Here is a 16,151-nt window from a genome sequence, read left to right as displayed (position 1 = left end):
ATGGAAGCCGACCGGGAATTCGACAAGGAGAAGCTGCTCGGCAAGAGTTTCGTGTTCGAAGCGCTCGATGAGCAGGCACGGCGCGACCTGGCGGCTTTCGCCTATGTGAAACGCTTCCGGTCGGGCGACGTGATCTTCTCCATGGGCGATCCGGGCCAGAGCATGATGGCGATCGCCGAAGGCTCGGTCCGTGTCACGATGCTGACGCCAAGTGCGCGCGAAATCACGCTGAACGATCTGCAGGCCGGAGACGTTTTCGGAGAAATTGCCCTCCTGGACGGCGGCGAACGTTCGGCCGGCGTCAAGGCGCTCACGAATTGCACGCTGATCGTTCTGGAACGAAGATCGCTCCTTGATGTGCTTGGACGCAATCCTGACCTTTCCATTCACCTCATCGAGCTTTTGTGCCAGCGGGTGCGCCGGTCGGATGAGCGCATGATCGAGATCGCGTTTCTGGATCTGCCTGCACGCCTGGCAAGGCTTGTCATCAGGCTGACGGAAGTTGCGCCCGGTTCCCCCGAAAAACCGATGAAGAAACTCTCCCAGTCCCAGTCCGAACTGGCGGGCATGATCGGCAACACCCGCGAGAACGTCAATCGTTGCCTCAGAAGATGGCAGAGGGCGGAACTGGTTACCCTGCGTGACGGCTGGCTGATCATCGACAACCGCGACGCCTTGCTGGACCTCGCCGAAGGTGACTGATCGCCTTGCGTCGCGATCCCGGAATGACAACGCAGTGTCGGGGAAAGGGAACGGCGATGTTCGGGATACGTCTTGCCGTTGACTCGCCAAGGAATTCCGCAAAGCGGGAAATTTCTGTATACAGCCCTGCGTTCAAATTTGTATATTCCGGGACCACGGTCCACTCAGTGGGAAGGATGACCCGTTGACACTTCAGCGCGGCGGCAAGACCGTCTATGGAGCAAATGTCGGAATACTGATGCTGGAAACGCGCTTTCCGCGCATTCCGGGAGATATGGGCAACGCCCTTACCTGGCCGTTCCCGGTTCAGTACAGAGTTGTGCGCGGGGCATCGCCCGATCTCGTGGTCAGGTCCGACGCGCGCCCGCTCCTCGACGCCTTCATTGCTGCGGCAAGGGATCTTGTTGCCAGCGGCTGCGACGGCATCACCACGAATTGCGGCTTCCTTTCGATTCTCCAGGATCAACTCGCCCGTGAAATAGACGTCCCCCTGGCGACCTCATCGCTGATGCAGGTTCCCATGGTCCAGTCGACGCTCCCCCCCGGAAAGCGGGTCGGCATTCTGACCATTTCCAGCGAAACACTCACCCCGGATCATCTGAACGCGGCACATGTCCCGCTGGATACGCCCGTTGTCGGGACAGAAGGCGGTAGGGTGTTCACGCGGGACATTCTCGGCGACGCCGCGGAAATCGACTTTGCCGCCTGCCGGGAGGACATGCGCGATGCGGCCCGGGATCTTGTTTCGAGGCATGACGACATCGGCGCGATCGTCCTGGAATGCACCAACATGGTGCCCTACGCCGCCGATATCCGCAGGCTGACCGGCCTGCCTATCTATTCGATCTACAACTACGTGCTCTGGTTCCAGCAGAGCCTGGCCCCGGCAAGGTTCCCCGAAGAGCTGGACGACCCGCGCTGGGGGTGAGAAGAGACACTGGGACCACTTGAAAACCAGCGCCGAATCGCCGCTTCAGAAACTCGGCACGTAGAGCTGCGAGTAGGCGAGGCGGACGAGCTCGATGGTCTCGCCGCTGCGCCGTTCGATGTGGCTGCGGAGCGCCTTGACGGCGGTGTCCGTGTCCCGGCTTTTCACCGCTTCGACAATCTTGCGGTGCGCCGGCAGGGACGGGTCAAGCTGCTCGCCGTCCTGCATCTGCTCGCGGATCTGCCGGAAATTGATCAGACGGACATAACGGATGCGTTCGTTCAGATTGCTGAGCAGCCTGACCAGCTCGCCATTGCCGGAAAGCGCGGCAAGGCGGAGATGAAACTCCTCGTCCTGTTGCAGCACTTCGGTGAGGTCGGTTGAGGTGAAATAGGTCTTCTCGAACTCGTCGAGATAGTCGCAAAGCGCCTGGATTTCGTCGTCGCTCGCGTTCTCGATGCCCCGTATGATTCCCTCGGTCTCAATGGCGCAGCGCGCCTGGTAGAGTTCCAGCACCTTGGCCGGCTCAAGCGGTCGGCAGAAGAAACCTTGTCCTTTTGCAAGCGTGAGGAAACCTTCTGCAACAAGGCGGTTGAGTGCTTCGCGCAGGGGTGTTCGGCTCGCGCCGAGTTTGGTGGTCAGAGCGGATTCATTGATGCGCTCGCCCGGCTTGAAGTCGAAATTGATCGCCATGTCGCGCAGCGTCTCGTAGACGCGGTCAACGCTGCTGAGGCGCTTTGTCATTGTGGTCCCGCCGTGCACATTCTGTTCGTCCGTCTCCTGATAGATCAAAAACCGCGCTTTGTGAACATTTGCGCCTTCACATTTGCCTACAGAGCTGTATACAATGTTGAGTGCAGGCCAAAAGCCTGCCTGACTGGCGTCTTGTCTGGGGGATATGGTGCAGAACAGTTTGAACGGCGCTGAGGCGATGGTGCGGTCCCTTGAGGCCCACGGTGTGCGTCATATCTTCGGACTTTGCGGCGACACCACGCTGCCCTTCTACGACGCCATGCACAATCTTGACCACGGCATCACCCATGTCCTGACGCGCGACGAGCGCAGTGCGGCCTATATGGCCGATGCCTATGCGCGCGTCACCGGGCGCGTCGGTGTTTGCGAGGGACCCTCCGGCGGCGGCGCGACCTACATCCTGCCGGGCCTGATCGAGGCCAACGAAAGCTCCTATGCTGTGCTGTCGATCACCACCGACATATCGGTTGGTTCCTATGGCAAGTATCCGTTGACCGAGGTTGATCAGGAAGCGCTGATGCGACCCCTCACAAAGTTCAACACGGTCATCAGGCGTGCCGATCACATTCCGCGCATGGTGCGCCAGGCTTTTCGCGCCATGACAACCGGCCGTCCGGGTTCCTCGCATCTCGGGCTGCCCTACGACATTCAATACGATCCGGTGCCTGCCGATGATATCTGGGCGGACGCCAAGCTCTCAACCTTTCCATCCTACCGTGCCGCGCCGGAGCCCGGAGCGGCCGAGGCGGCGGTCGAAGCCATCCTGACGGCGAAATCGCCGCTGATCGTGTGCGGCGGCGGCGTCGTGATCGCAGGTGCAATGGATGAGCTCGACCACCTTGCCAGCCGCCTGGACCTCGCGGTCGCAACCTCTATTTCCGGCAAGGGGTCTCTTGCCGACACGCACCCGCTCTCGCTCGGCGTCGTCGGGTCAAACGGGGGAACCGACGAAACCTGGGAAATGATGGAAGCCGCCGACCTCGTGATCTTCATGGGGTGCCGCGCCGGGTCCACAACGACGTCCCGCTGGGAAGCACCGAAACCGGGTCAACGCATCGTGCATTTCGACAGCGACCCCATGACGATTGGCGCGAACTATCCGACCGAGGTTGGCGTGGTCGCCGATCTGAAGCTGGCCTTGAGTGCGGTCAACGCCTGTCTCGACGCTCGTGACGGCGTGCTGCCAACCTTCGGTGGCGCAGCAAAGGTCGCCGATATCAAGGAGCGCAAGTTCGCAAAGTTCCAGGCACTGGTCCAGAGCGATGCGGACCTGATCATTCCCGAACAAATCATTGACACCTTGAACAAAACCCTTCCTCATGATGCGATCGTGGTTTCGGATCCTGGAACAAGCTGCCCCTATTACAATGCCTATTCGCAGCAACAGCACGCTGGACGTCAGTACATCACCAACCGTGCGCACGGCGCGTTGGGCTATTCGCTGTCGGCGGCCCTCGGGGCGTGGTACGGGCGGCCTGACAAGAAGGTCGTCGCCATGATGGGCGACGGGTCTTTCGCGTTTGCCTGTGGCGAGTTGGAAACGGTCGTGAGATCCGGAGCGCCGGTCACCTATGTCGTCTTTTCCAATTCCGCTTTCGGCTGGATCAAGGCGAGCCAGTATGCCGACTGTGACAGGCGCTACTACAACGTCGATTTCAATCGGACCGACCAGGCCGCCGTGGCCGCCGCATTCGGCTTGAAAACCTGGAAGGTCGAGAAGGCCGCGGATCTCGAAGCCGTCATGAAAGAAGCGATGGCCCATGACGAACCGACGCTTGTCGACGTGATCTGTCAGCCACTTGAAGAAGCCGCCGCCCCGGTGCGGCGCTGGATGGGGTAAGCGATGGGCCCGGCTGCGTCTCCCCATGTTGTCGTGATCGGTGCCGGCGTCGTCGGCGTCTCAACGGCAATCTGGCTGCGCCGGGCGAACATCCCCGTCACGATCGTCGACCGTGTCGAGGCGGGCACATCCGCTTCGACCTCCTATGGCAATGGCGGGGTTCTCGCGGCATGTGCCGTTGCGCCCGTGACTGCGCCCGGCCTGGTGCGCAAAAGCCCGAAGATGCTGCTCAATCCGGACTTCCCGCTGTTCCTGCGCTGGTCCTACCTGCCGAAACTGACACCCTGGCTGTTGAAATATCTGTCGCATGCCAATGACGGGGACACGCGCAGGATTTCCGAAGGCCTTGCACCGATCCTCTACGATTCCCCGTCCCAGCACGACGCCCTGGCAAAGGGGACGGGCGCAGAAGACTGGCTGGTCCATTCCGACTACAGTTTTGTCTATCCCTCGCGCGCCGCGTTCGAGGCGGACGAATACACCTGGATGATCCGGCGGATGGCCGGTTTTGAACCCGAGATTCTCGAAGGGGATGCGGTTCGCGAATACGAACCGAACCTTTCGAAAGACATGAAGCTCCTCGCGGTCATGCACGACCACGGCTTCGTTCGGGACCCGGGCCGCTATGTTGCAGCGCTTGCAGAGGAAGCCAGGAAGCTGGGAACCAACTTCGTCCAGGCCGAGGTGAAGGATTTCACCTTCTCCGATGGCCGGGTGACCAAGGTCATCACGGATGGCGACGACATCGACTGTACGCAGGTGGTGCTTGCGACGGGCGTCTGGTCCGGTTCACTGGCAAAAAAGCTCGGTCTTGCCGTGCCTCTGGAATCCGAACGCGGCTATCACATCGTTTTGCAGGATGCCGAAAACGGCCCGGCGACACCCATGATGGTCACCACCGGCAAGTTCGTCGCGACACCCATGAAAGCCGGGCTCAGATGTGCCGGCGTTGTTGAATTCGGCGGACTGGAGGCCCCTGCCTCCATGGCACCGCTGGAGCTTCTGCGCAGGACAGTTGCGCAAACATTTCCGAAATTGACGTTCGAAAAGGAAGAGAGCTGGCTTGGTCATCGCCCGGCTCCTTCCGACAGTTTGCCACTGATCGGAGAAATCGGGGCATCTGGCGTCTTTGCCGGCTTTGGGCACCATCATGTCGGCCTCACGGCCGGCCCCAAGACCGGGCGCATTCTGGCGGGTCTCATTTCGGGAGACCGCCAGAACATTGACCTGTCGGCCTACGATCCACAGCGGTTCTAGGCAGACGATACGCAAGCAGCGTGTCCCGCAGAAGCGGGGCATGAGGGGACAAAATAACGAGGAGGTTCTTCATGTCCGGAATAACGAAAATCCTTATGGCCGGCGTTGCCGTTTCCACACTGGCGGCAGGCTCCGTGTCTGCTGAAACCTGGGACATGCCCATGGCGTATGCGGCAACAAACTTCCACTCGGCGACCGGTGAGAAATTTGCCGAATGCGTGACACTCGGCACCGGTGGTGCCCTCGAAATCAAGACCCACCCCGGCGGCTCCCTCTATTCGGGTGCCGAAATCAAGCGGGCGATCCAGACGGGACAGGTTCCGATCGGAGAGCGGCTGTTGTCGGGACACCAGAACGAGAATGCGATCTTCGGGTTCGACTCTGTGCCGTTCCTTGCAACCTCTTTCGAAGATTCCGAAAAGCTCTGGGAAGTGGCGAAAGAGCCTCTGACCGAGATTCTCAAGGAGCAGAACCTGCACCTGCTTTATTCTGTGCCGTGGCCGGCGCAGGGCCTTTACTTCGACCGTGAAGTGAACTCACTGGAAGACGTCAAGGGCCTGAAATTCAGGACCTACAACAACGCAAGCGCGCGGATGGCGGAACTCGCCGGCATGCAGCCGGTGCAGATCGAGGCAGCCGAGATCAGCCAGGCTTTCGCCACTGGTGTCGCCCAGGGCATGGTCTCTTCCGGATCCACCGGTTATGACCGCAAGATCTGGGAAAGCCTGTCGCACTACTACGCCGCCGACGCCTGGCTGCCGCGCAACTATGTCATGGTCAACATGGACAGCTGGAACGCGCTGGACGACACCACCAAGAACGTGATCAACGGCTGTGCAGCGATGGCAGAATATGCCGGTGACTGGCGGTCCATCCAGTACAACGAGTTCACCGTCAACGAGCTTGGCAAGAACGGCATGACCACGGGCCGCGTCAGCGACACCATGGCCGAGGAACTGCGGACCATTGGCGAGACCATGACGGGTGAATGGCTTGAGACCGCCGGTGATCAGGGCAAGGCCATCGTCGATGCATTCAAGGCAAAACAATAGTCTGCCCGCATGACAACATCTGCCCGGCGGTCATCGCCGGGCACACTTGCCTATGAAGGGGGAAGGTGGTGGCTGTTTTCAGGCATTTGCGCACCGGTCTTGATGCGCTCTACAAATTCGCCGGGTATCTGGCGGCGGTTTTCCTGATTCTGATCCTCTTCTTCGTGGCCTCGCAGATGGTCGCAAGGTGGGGTGGCGGGATCATCACCGGCGCCCCTGACTTCACGGGCTACTGTATGGCGGCGGCATCCTTCCTGGCCTTGCCTTACGCCTTGAACAGCGGCAGTCACATTCGCGTCAACCTGTTGCTGACCGCGCTCGGGCGTTACCGCAAGTTCGGAGAGATCTGGTGCTGGGCAATTGCCAGTTACCTGACCTATCTGTTCGCGCGCTATGCCATCAAGTTCACCTATGAAAGCTACCGCTTCAATGAAATCAGCCAGGGGCATGATGCCTGGCCAATCTGGATACCGCAGATGTCCATGGCCATCGGAACCGTGCTTCTTGCGGTCTGCGCCTTCGACAACCTGGTAACAACGCTGTTCACGGGCCGGGACAATATCCATGCCCCTGGCGAGAAAGCGCAGGGGGAATAAGACATGGAAGAGATCTACCTCGTTCTCATTTTCCTGTTCGTCCTGTTCCTGCTTCTGGGGACAGGCGTCTGGGTCGGGCTTGCTCTTTTCGGTGTTGCCTATCTCGGGCTCGAAATGTTCACCTCGCGCCCGGCCGGCGATGCGATGCTGACGCGCATCTGGACCGGTTCGTCCAGCTGGACCCTGACGGCACTTCCGCTGTTCATCTGGATGGGTGAGATCCTGTTTCGAAGTCGATTGTCGCAGGACATGTTCCGTGGCCTCAGTCCGTGGATGCAGCGCCTTCCCGGAGGCCTGGTCCACGTCAACATCGTCGGCTGCACGATCTTTGCCGCTGTCTCGGGCTCGTCCGCGGCAACGCTGACAACCGTCGGCAAGATGTCCATTCCGGAGCTGCGCCAGCGCGGGTATCCTGAATACATGACGATCGGAACGCTGACAGGCGCGGCAACGCTTGGTCTGATGATCCCGCCGTCGCTGACGCTGATCGTCTATGGCGTCGCTGTCGAACAGTCGATTTCCAAGCTGTTCATGGCCGGTATCCTGCCGGGTATCGTGCTGGCAGGCATGTTCATGGCCTATGTTGCGGGCTGGTCATTCCTGCGGCCGAGTGAAGTGCCGAAGATTGCCAATCGCATGAGTTTTTCCGCAAAGCTGCGCGAAAGCCGGTTTCTGATCCCGATCATCCTGCTTATCCTTGTTGTGATCGGCTCCATGTATGGCGGTTGGGCTACGGCAACCGAAGCGGCCTCCATTGGTGTTATCGGGGCGTTCATCCTCGCGGCGGCGCAAGGATCGCTCAACAGGAAGACCTTTATCGACAGCCTGCTCGGAGCAACCAAGACATCGGCGATGATCGCGCTCATCCTCATGGGGGCGACGGCCCTGACACTCGCAATGGGCTTCACCGGACTGCCGCGAGCCCTGGCGGAATTCATCGAGAGCCTGCAACTCTCGCAGTTCTCGCTGCTGATGGCGCTGATGCTGTTCTACATCCTGCTCGGCATGTTCCTCGACGGGATTTCGTCCGTCGTGCTGACGATGGCGATCGTTCAGGAAATGGTCATTGGCGCGGGGATTGATCTGATCTGGTTCGGGATCTTCATCGTGATCGTGGTCGAAATGGCGCAGATCACGCCTCCGATCGGCTTCAACCTGTTCGTCATGCAGGGGATCACCAATCACGAAATGGGTTACATTGCGAAGACCGCAATCCCGCTGTTCCTGATCATGGTTCTCATGGTCTTCGTGATGATCTTCGTCCCCGAGTTGGCCACCTTCCTGCCCGAGAACATGCGCGGGCCTCGAGGATGACATTTGCCGGAGATGGCTGAATACCGTCTCCGGCACATACGGGAATACCTTTCAAGAGGATGTCGTCATGGCAAACGTGAAGATCATCGCCGCTGTGGATCTGCACCACAGGGAAGCCGATGCGTGTGTTGTTCAGGAAGCCATCATGCTGGCGCAGAGCCACGATGCCGGGGTCGAACTGGTTTTTGTGATCCCGGATCAGCAGAACACCTATGTCCAGGCCTATATCCCCGACGACATGCGCGACCAGGTGGAAACGGATGCCCGCAAGGACCTGGCCGCCTATGCAGACAAGTTTGACTGGAAGTCAGTTTCCTACACGACGGACGTCCTGCGCGGTGTCGTTTATGAAAAACTGATTGAACATGCCGACGCGCTGTCTGCCCGCTTCATCGTCATCGGTGCGAACCGGCCGAGCGTGAAAGACCTCTTCATCGGACCGAACGCGGCGCGTGTCTCGCGCTTTGCGTCCTGCTGCGTGCTGGTTGTTCGGCCGGAATAGCCGACGGGACGCAGCCAACTAAGAGCCTCACCGGGAGAGATGCGTGAGCGACCACAGAATTCAGACCATTCGGGTTCACCGGATCAACATTCCCGCAAAGGCTGTCCATTCGCATGGCAGCGGCGACGTTGCCGGGATCAACGTCGCAATCCTTGAAGTCACGACAGATACCGGCATTACCGGGTGGGGTGAAGCGTCGCCCTGGCCGGTATTTACCGGAACGGCTGAGGGGTGCGCCGCTGCCCTTCATGTGCATCTGCGCCCGCATCTGATCGGTCAGGATCCCGTGCAGGTCGAAAGGCACATGTCGATGGCGGACAAGATCGTGGTCGGCCATCCGGAAGCCAAGGCCGCGCTTGAAATGGCGCTTTTGGACATCACGGGCCAGATTTGCGGGCTTTCGGTTTCCGAACTCGTCGGCGGCAGACAGCGCGATGATATGGGCATGAGTTTTTCCATCGCAAATCCCGACTTCGCCAAGGATCTGGAAGACGTTGCCGCCATGTGGGCAGACGGGGTCCGGATTTTCAAGTTCAAGACCGGGTTTTCAGACCATCGTTTCGACCTCATGCGCCTCGAGAAAATGCGGGAGATCTATGGCGAGGAAGCCGATATCCGCATCGACTACAATCAGGGCCTGCCGGCCTATGATGCCGTGCGCCGGGTGCGCGACCTTGAAGCCTTCCGCCCGACCTTCGTGGAACAACCGGTCAAGATGCACGAGCGCGAGGTTATGGCGCATATCACGCAGGTGATCGACGCACCGATCATGGCCGACGAAAGCGTTTTCGATCCGAAGGGCGCGCTCTATGCGGCACAGATCCGCATGGCCGACATCTTCTCGCTGAAGATCATGAAGTCGGGGGGCATCCGCCGTGCGCTCGAGGTCGCCGCGATTGCGCGCGCCGCCGGGATTGAGGTCTATGGCGGCTGCATGTTCGAGACCGGTCTCGCACATACCGCCGGAGCGCATCTCATGGCAGCCGTTCCGGATCTGGTTCTTCAGTGCGAGTTCTACATGGCAACCTACTATGCGGAAGACGACATTCTGACAGAACCGTTCCCGGTCAGAAACGGGCGGGTCCATGTTCACAAGGGCAAGGGCCTGGGCGTTCAGGTGGACCCGGAGAAACTTGAAAAATACGCGGTCACCCCTGTGCTTGAGTGATTTGGAGGCGCTCGCGAGAGGTCGATGGCTCCATCGCACCCCCACCCCTGACCCCTCCCCACAAGGGGGGAGGGGAATTCCGCTCTACCGGAACATCACGCCGAGATCTGTTTTGAGTCAGTTTGAAACATCTTTAGGCAACGGCATATGCAGCCTCGTCCCCCTCCCCCCTGTGGGGAGGGGTTAGGGTTGGGGGTGCCGAAGCGGCTCGCGGTTCATGCGACCCCGACAGGCGCGCCGAAAGTCGAAAAGGATCTGCAAAAGATCCGCATTGCCGCCATTATCGTCTTCGATCCCGAAACAGGTTTCAGTTCGGGGGCGTCGTCCTGCTCGTTGCCGCTGCCCAGGTCTGGTAGTCGAGTTCCGCCGCTTCGATCGCCTTGCCGTTCACCAGCCGCCGGAGAAAGGCGATGCTGACGGCACGCGACCGGCTGTTGTAGATCGCGGCCCCGTCCTGGTCGCGGTCGGTGTCCTGGTCGAGCCCGAGTTTCTCGTAGAGCGCCTGCAACCGGCTTTGCACGCTGCGCAGCGAAATGCCGCGCCGTCTTGAAATCGTCCTGTCCGTCAGTCCGAGTGCGATATCGATCAGAACCTCATATTCGGCGTCGGTGAGGCCCTGCAGCCGGTCGTCGGCCCGTTGCTGAACACCGCGCACCGTTCGGTCGATGATGCACTGCTCTTCGACAAAGACGCCCTGCAGGGCCAGCTTCAGACGGTCTTCGGAGGCAGATTTGAGGATATAGCCGTAGGAGGCTCCCGGGGGAACGATCCGGGATATCCCGCGAACGTAAGCCTCGTCCGCATAGTTGGACCAGAACAGGATGCGCGTTTCCGGCTCCTGCCGCCAGATGGCGCGGGCCGCTTCCACCCCGGTCCGGTTCGGCATCTGCAGATCCATGACGATCGCGTCGGGCCGGTGCTTCGCGGCAAGCGCGATGCCTTCATCGCCGTTCTGCGCTTCGGTCAATTCGGTTACGTCCGGTAGTTCCCGTTCCACGACTTCGCGCAGGAAGGAACGGTGCAGGACATCGTCTTCAACTATCAAGATACGCATTGTTTTGTTTTTGGTCTTGTAAGGGGAAGGTGGGCGGATTGCCGAGCGGAAGGGACACGCGGACGCGGGTTCCCGACAAGTCGGCGCAGGGTTCGATTTCGAACTGTGCCGAAATCAGCGTTGCACGGGTGCGCATGTTCTCGATCCCGCCGAAATGGTCGCTGTTTTCGCCTGTGAGCCCGCAGCCGTCGTCGGATATTGCAAGGCTCAACAGATGCTCCGACTGCGAAAGCACGACGCGGATCCGGGCCGCGTCGGCATGTTTGATCGCGTTGTTGACCGCCTCCTGGGCGATCCGGAAGAGTGCGATCTGATGGGTTTCCTCAAGGGCATTGCCGGCCCCGTCGGTCTCGTCGGAAAACTCCACCGAGATCGGCCGTGCCTGCGAGGCGACGGCGCGTTCGAGCAGGGCTTCGATACCCTGTTCGAAGCCGAAAAGTTTCAGAACGCTTGGCCGGGCATCTTCGATGATGCTTCTGAGTTCCTGCAGGCATCCTTCCAGCCGGTCGGTAAGGGTGGTCAGAGTTTCACCCGGTATCTTCGGGGCCTGCCTGAGCCGGCGCAATTCGTGACTGAGCCGGGTCAGGTCCGCAAGGGTCTGGTCGTGGAGGTCCATGCCGATCCTCTGCCGCTCCAGTTCGAGCGCTTCGGTCAGCCTCAGGGCTCCAGCCCGCAGGCCTTCCGCATGTGCATGGATTTCCGCCTGCCGGATGGCCGCTTTGCGGGCACGTTCGCCCTGGTTCAGGGCGTGGATGTAGGAAGACAGCAGGTCGGCGACATATTGCGCGATCGTCACATGGCTGTCTTCGTAGATGCCGCGCGCATGACACGAATAAGACAGTGCGCCGATCACCTTGCCCTCCACCTGCAGCGGCACATGCAGGCGGCTGCGCAGGCGGGCGTCGAAGATCGGATCGCTGAACGCACCGTCGAAATGGAAGCGTTCGTCAAGCTGGGCGTCGGCGGTCAGAATGAAGTCTTCCTCGCCACGCAGGATGCTGCGGATCGGGCTGACGGAGATCGGTACCGGTTCCGGGGCGTCACCCCATCCGGTGTGAAGGCGGGCCTCGTAGGCGACATGCATATCGCGTTCACCAGTGAGGATGCACACGTCAATATGATCGTGCGGCAGAAAATATCCGACCTCTTCAGACACTTTCTGGATAAGCGACTGAAAATCAAGTTGCCCGGCCACTGCCCGTGAAATCAGCAGAAACCGCTGCAGCATGGCCTCGGTGCTAATGGCGTTTGCTCCGGTATGTGTTTTTTTGTCCGTCAAGGATACCGGTCTCCGCGTTTTCTCTCCTGCGTCATTTCCGCTGTGTCGCCGTCGAAACCATCATTCAAACCTGCGGGTTCCCGCAAGAGGTTTGTCGAAACTACAGCATACAACGTGCGGACGGCATGGAAAGCTCATTGGACAACAAAGCAAATGCCGCCGGATCGGCACCCCGAAACCGGTGGTCCAGGGAGACAGCGTCCATTGCATGATGGGATCGAAATTGCGTGCGACCGCATGCGGGATCTTGTAATCCCGATCTGCGGTCTGGAGCGCCTCTTCGAAAACTGCCTGTGGGCGGAGGGGCCGGCTTATTTTGCTGCGACGGACTGCGTGGTCTGGTCCGACATTCCAAACAACCGTATTCTGCAGTGGGTCGAGGGACTGGGAACACGGCCCCTGACGACGTCATCCAATCACGCCAACGGCAATACGATCGATCGCGAAGGCAGGCTCGTCAGCTGCGAGCACCTGACCCGCTCGGTGACAAGGCGCGAACACGACGGGTCCCGGACCGTTCTGGCAACGCATCATGACGGCAAACGGTTGAATTCGCCGAACGACGTCGTGGTGAAATCCGACGGCTCTATATGGTTCACGGATCCCAGCTACGGCATTCTGACGGACTATGAGGGTGAGCGCGCCGAGCCCGAGCAGGACGGTTGCTTTGTCTATCGGCTTGACCCGGAAACTGGCGAGGTTGAACCGGTCGTCAAGTCCATGGAAAAACCCAACGGGCTTGCCTTCTCGCTTGATGAAAAACGGCTCTACGTCTCCGACACGGGCGTTTCGCATCTTGCAGGCGGACCGCATCATATCAAGGTCTTTGATCTTGGGGTCTCCGGCCGTCCCGAAAGCGAAGACGTCTTTGCCGAAATCTCTCCGGGGGTGCCGGACGGGTTCAGGCTGGACGAGTTCGGCAACATCTGGACCAGCTCCGGCAATGGCGTTCAGGTGTTCGCGCCGGACGGATCTTATCTCGGGCGCATTGTCATTCCCGAAGCCGTCGCCAACCTGACGTTCGGCGGCGCGAAGAACAATCGCCTGTTCATTACTGCAACGACGTCCCTCTACGCGATTTATGTCGGCGTTCGCGGGGCAACCAGGAGGAAAGCTGTCTGACTATCCGGAATTAAGGACTGATGATTGGGAGGAAATCATGAGAATACGTCAATCGATACTTCTTGCGACCACCGCTTTGGCCCTGACGGTCGCGGCCGTGCAGCCGTCTGTTGCTGACACGTCCGACAAGCGGATCGCGCTTTCAAACAACTACGCCGGCAACAGCTGGCGCCAGGCCATGCTCAAGTCCTGGGGCAAGAACGCCGAGCAGGCGGTCAGCTCCGGGACGGTTGCTGCGGCAGACGCCTTTACCACCGCCGAGAACCAGGCGACGGAACAGGCGGCGCAGATCCAGAACCTGATCCTGCAGGGCTACGATGCCATCGTCATCAACGCGGCGTCACCGACGGCGCTGAATGGCGCAGTCAAGGAAGCCTGTGATGCCGGGATCGTCGTCGTCTCGTTCGATGGCGTCGTTACCGAGCCATGCGCATGGCGCATCGCGGTCGACTTCAAGAAAATGGGCGAGATCCAGGTCGATTACCTGTCCAACCGGCTGTCGGATGGCGGCGAGCTTCTGGAAATCCGCGGCCTTGCCGGTGTCTTCGTCGACGACGAAATTCACTCGGGCATCGAAGCGGGCGTCGCCAACCATGACAAGTTCAACATCGCCGGGTCCGTTCACGGCGAATGGACGCAGACCGTCGCCCAGAAAGCGGTTGCCGGTATCCTGCCGAGCATGCCGGAAATCGTTGCAGTCGTGACACAGGGCGGCGATGGCTACGGCGCGGCTCAGGCTTTCGCTGCGGCAGGACGGCCGACACCGATCATCATCATGGGCAATCGCCATGACGAGCTGACCTGGTGGAAGGAACAGAAAGATGCGAACGGCTATGAAACCATGTCCGTTTCCATCGCACCGGGTGTCTCGACACTGGCCTTTTGGGTTGCGCAGCAGATCCTTGACGGACAGGATGTTCCCAAGGAACTGATCGTGCCTTTCCTGCAGATCGACCAGGCGGACCTTGAAGAGGGGCTGGCCAACACCGAGCCGGGCGGCGTCTCCAACGTCGAGTATTCGCTCGACGACGCCAAGGCCTACCTGGAAAGCGTGAAGTAAGGCGTGCCGGTACCGTCCGTTCGATTTCCGGAGGAGCAATGACGACGGAAACTGTGAGCCCTCTGATTTCCCTGACGGGAATTCAGAAGGTCTTCGGGGCGGTACAGGCCCTGAGCGGTGTGGATCTGAACATTCACACCGGAGAGTGTCTCGGACTTGTCGGCCACAATGGCGCCGGCAAGTCCACCTTGATGAATATCCTGGCCGGGACCCTGGAGGCGAGCGGCGGCAGCCTGTCGATCGCCGGCAAGGATCTCGGCCAGGGTTATGCCGTCCAGGATGCCGGCCGGCTCGGCATCCGCTGTGTCTTCCAGGAACTGTCGCTCTGCCCGAACCTTTCGGTTGCCGAAAACACGCGCATCATTCACCCGGTGTTGAAGGGGTTTGGCTGGAGACCGCGTGCCGCCGCGCTGATCATCGAACAGCTAGATCTGATCTTTCCCGGACATGGCGTGAGTGCTTTCGATATTGTCGGTGACTTGTCGATTTCAAAACGCCAGATGGTCGAGATCGCGCGTGCTTTCACGGTCACAGATACCGCAATCCGGCTTGTCATTCTGGATGAGCCGACATCGTCGCTCGATGCGCGCGTGGCGGAACAGCTCCTGGACTATGTCGGACGGGTCACGGGTGAGGGTATCAGCGTGATCCTCATTTCCCATCTTCTGGGTGAAATCCTTCAAGTGTCCAGCAAGATCGCCGTCATGAAGGACGGCCGTGTGGTCGCCTTCAGGGATGCGTCGGAATTTGACCGAAGCAGCCTGGTCGAAGCCATGGGCAGCACCGTGGTCGCGGGCGTTGCCCCACGCAGGGACGCCGAGCCCCGCAAGGCCGTGAGCGAAGAACGCATCCACATGCGCCCGCCCGAACAGCCCGATGATCAAAGCATCAGGGCGCAAGCCGGGGAAGTTGTCGGGTTCGCCGGACTGGCAGGCCAGGGCCAGACGGAAGCGCTGCTGCAGATTTTCGACGGCCACGGTGTTCTGCCGTCAGGTGCGCAGGATGCGGGGTGCTGCTTCATTGCCGGGGACAGGCAGGTTGACGGCGTTCTGCCGCTGTGGTCGATCCGCAAGAACATCGGCATCTCCTCGCTGAAGAGACTGCTGTCGGGTGTCCTGATCCAGAACGGGAAGGAACGCGAACTCGCAGATGCCTGGAAAGACCGGATTGGTATCCGGGCACCGGATGTCGAAGCGCCGATCCTATCCCTTTCAGGTGGCAATCAGCAGAAGGTCCTGTTTGCCCGGGCGCTCGGATCTGCGGCGGATATCGTCCTGATGGACGATCCGATGCGCGGCGTTGATATCGGAACCAAGAACGAGGTCTACGCCATCATCCGTCAGGAGGCATCCCAGGGGCGCACCTTCCTCTGGTACACGACGGAAACGGAGGAGCTCGACTATTGCGACCGGGTTTACGTGTTCCGTGACGGGGTCATAAGTGAAACCCTGAACGGCAGCGACATCACCGAGGAAAATGTTCTCAAGGCCTCGTTCAAACAGGTAAGCGGGGCGGCATGAGCGG

General features: G+C 60.1%; 15 protein-coding genes. 12 read left to right on the top strand and 3 right to left on the bottom strand.

Annotation, left to right across the window (positions count from 1 at the left end):
• Positions 1–702 carry a Crp/Fnr family transcriptional regulator gene (locus tag RDA78_RS05175; protein ID WP_434054288.1) on the top strand — a complete coding sequence of 234 codons (702 nt, stop codon included), beginning with the start codon at positions 1–3 and terminating at the stop codon, positions 700–702.
• 184 nt (positions 703–886) lie between these two features.
• A complete protein-coding gene (locus RDA78_RS05170; RefSeq protein ID WP_434054287.1) occupies positions 887–1,630 on the top strand; it encodes an aspartate/glutamate racemase family protein in 744 nt (247 codons plus the stop codon).
• A gap of 45 nt (positions 1,631–1,675) precedes the next feature.
• Here RDA78_RS05170 and RDA78_RS05165 read toward each other — a convergent pair whose 3' ends face one another.
• Positions 1,676–2,374, bottom strand: a complete 699-nt coding sequence (locus tag RDA78_RS05165) for a GntR family transcriptional regulator (protein ID WP_434054286.1) — start codon at positions 2,372–2,374, stop codon at positions 1,676–1,678.
• 157 nt (positions 2,375–2,531) lie between these two features.
• Between RDA78_RS05165 and RDA78_RS05160 the strand changes: the two genes are divergently transcribed.
• The 7 genes from RDA78_RS05160 to RDA78_RS05130 all read left to right on the top strand — a co-directional run bounded on the left by RDA78_RS05160 (position 2,532) and on the right by RDA78_RS05130 (position 10,112).
• A complete protein-coding gene (locus RDA78_RS05160) occupies positions 2,532–4,223 on the top strand; it encodes a thiamine pyrophosphate-binding protein (RefSeq protein WP_434054285.1) in 1,692 nt (563 codons plus the stop codon).
• A gap of 3 nt (positions 4,224–4,226) precedes the next feature.
• Positions 4,227–5,480 (top strand): NAD(P)/FAD-dependent oxidoreductase, encoded by a 1,254-nt coding sequence (locus RDA78_RS05155; RefSeq protein ID WP_434054284.1) that lies wholly within the window; start codon positions 4,227–4,229, stop codon positions 5,478–5,480.
• Between the two features lie 71 nt (positions 5,481–5,551).
• The gene (locus RDA78_RS05150; protein ID WP_434054283.1) at positions 5,552–6,532 is read left to right on the top strand and encodes a TRAP transporter substrate-binding protein; all 981 of its coding nucleotides are present in this window, start codon (positions 5,552–5,554) and stop codon (positions 6,530–6,532) included.
• 68 nt (positions 6,533–6,600) lie between these two features.
• Positions 6,601–7,128, top strand: coding sequence for a TRAP transporter small permease (locus RDA78_RS05145; RefSeq protein WP_434054282.1), 528 nt, complete (start codon positions 6,601–6,603; stop codon positions 7,126–7,128).
• A 3-nt stretch (positions 7,129–7,131) separates the two neighbouring features.
• Positions 7,132–8,442: a TRAP transporter large permease gene (locus RDA78_RS05140; protein WP_434054281.1), complete on the top strand. Its 1,311-nt coding sequence runs from the start codon at positions 7,132–7,134 to the stop codon at positions 8,440–8,442.
• 67 nt (positions 8,443–8,509) lie between these two features.
• The gene (locus tag RDA78_RS05135) at positions 8,510–8,944 is read left to right on the top strand and encodes a universal stress protein (protein WP_434054280.1); all 435 of its coding nucleotides are present in this window, start codon (positions 8,510–8,512) and stop codon (positions 8,942–8,944) included.
• Between the two features lie 43 nt (positions 8,945–8,987).
• A complete protein-coding gene (locus tag RDA78_RS05130) occupies positions 8,988–10,112 on the top strand; it encodes an enolase C-terminal domain-like protein (RefSeq protein ID WP_434054279.1) in 1,125 nt (374 codons plus the stop codon).
• Positions 10,113–10,419: 307 nt separating this feature from the next.
• On the opposite strand, the gene RDA78_RS05125 is transcribed toward RDA78_RS05130, so the two are convergent.
• Together RDA78_RS05125 and RDA78_RS05120 are read right to left on the bottom strand one after the other, a co-directional pair.
• Positions 10,420–11,166, bottom strand: coding sequence for a response regulator transcription factor (locus RDA78_RS05125; protein ID WP_434054278.1), 747 nt, complete (start codon positions 11,164–11,166; stop codon positions 10,420–10,422).
• Positions 11,147–12,445 carry a GAF domain-containing sensor histidine kinase gene (locus RDA78_RS05120; RefSeq protein WP_434054277.1) on the bottom strand — a complete coding sequence of 433 codons (1,299 nt, stop codon included), beginning with the start codon at positions 12,443–12,445 and terminating at the stop codon, positions 11,147–11,149. The genes RDA78_RS05125 and RDA78_RS05120 overlap by 20 nt, the downstream gene beginning before the upstream one ends.
• 237 nt (positions 12,446–12,682) lie before the next feature.
• On the opposite strand from RDA78_RS05120, the gene RDA78_RS05115 reads away from it, so the two are divergent.
• The 3 genes from RDA78_RS05115 to RDA78_RS05105 are packed head-to-tail and all read left to right on the top strand — an operon-like array spanning position 12,683 to position 16,147.
• Positions 12,683–13,567, top strand: a complete 885-nt coding sequence (locus RDA78_RS05115) for an SMP-30/gluconolactonase/LRE family protein (RefSeq protein WP_434054276.1) — start codon at positions 12,683–12,685, stop codon at positions 13,565–13,567.
• A 37-nt stretch (positions 13,568–13,604) separates the two neighbouring features.
• Positions 13,605–14,627 (top strand): ABC transporter substrate-binding protein, encoded by a 1,023-nt coding sequence (locus tag RDA78_RS05110; protein ID WP_434054275.1) that lies wholly within the window; start codon positions 13,605–13,607, stop codon positions 14,625–14,627.
• Between the two features lie 38 nt (positions 14,628–14,665).
• Complete coding sequence (locus RDA78_RS05105) at positions 14,666–16,147, top strand: sugar ABC transporter ATP-binding protein (RefSeq protein ID WP_434054274.1); 1,482 nt, start codon at positions 14,666–14,668, stop codon at positions 16,145–16,147.
• The last annotated feature ends 4 nt before the right edge of the window (positions 16,148–16,151 follow it).

Origin of the sequence: Roseibium sp. (assembly GCF_051016195.1) — a bacterium.
Taxonomy (GTDB): Bacteria; Pseudomonadota; Alphaproteobacteria; order Rhizobiales; family Stappiaceae; genus Roseibium.
This window is presented reverse-complemented; position numbering and strand designations above follow the sequence as displayed.

What these genes read in the sequence shown, in the direction of transcription:
- RDA78_RS05155 (WP_434054284.1), top strand. Translation starts at nt 4,227, where the DNA reads ATGGGCCCGGCTGCGTCTCCCCATGTTGTCGTGATCGGTGCCGGCGTC.
- RDA78_RS05125 (WP_434054278.1), bottom strand. Translation starts at nt 11,166, where the DNA reads ATGCGTATCTTGATAGTTGAAGACGATGTCCTGCACCGTTCCTTCCTG.
- RDA78_RS05165 (WP_434054286.1), bottom strand. Translation starts at nt 2,374, where the DNA reads ATGACAAAGCGCCTCAGCAGCGTTGACCGCGTCTACGAGACGCTGCGC.
- RDA78_RS05110 (WP_434054275.1), top strand. Translation starts at nt 13,605, where the DNA reads ATGAGAATACGTCAATCGATACTTCTTGCGACCACCGCTTTGGCCCTG.
- RDA78_RS05140 (WP_434054281.1), top strand. Translation starts at nt 7,132, where the DNA reads ATGGAAGAGATCTACCTCGTTCTCATTTTCCTGTTCGTCCTGTTCCTG.
- RDA78_RS05175 (WP_434054288.1), top strand. Translation starts at nt 1, where the DNA reads ATGGAAGCCGACCGGGAATTCGACAAGGAGAAGCTGCTCGGCAAGAGT.
- RDA78_RS05115 (WP_434054276.1), top strand. Translation starts at nt 12,683, where the DNA reads ATGCGGGATCTTGTAATCCCGATCTGCGGTCTGGAGCGCCTCTTCGAA.
- RDA78_RS05150 (WP_434054283.1), top strand. Translation starts at nt 5,552, where the DNA reads ATGTCCGGAATAACGAAAATCCTTATGGCCGGCGTTGCCGTTTCCACA.
- RDA78_RS05105 (WP_434054274.1), top strand. Translation starts at nt 14,666, where the DNA reads ATGACGACGGAAACTGTGAGCCCTCTGATTTCCCTGACGGGAATTCAG.
- RDA78_RS05135 (WP_434054280.1), top strand. Translation starts at nt 8,510, where the DNA reads ATGGCAAACGTGAAGATCATCGCCGCTGTGGATCTGCACCACAGGGAA.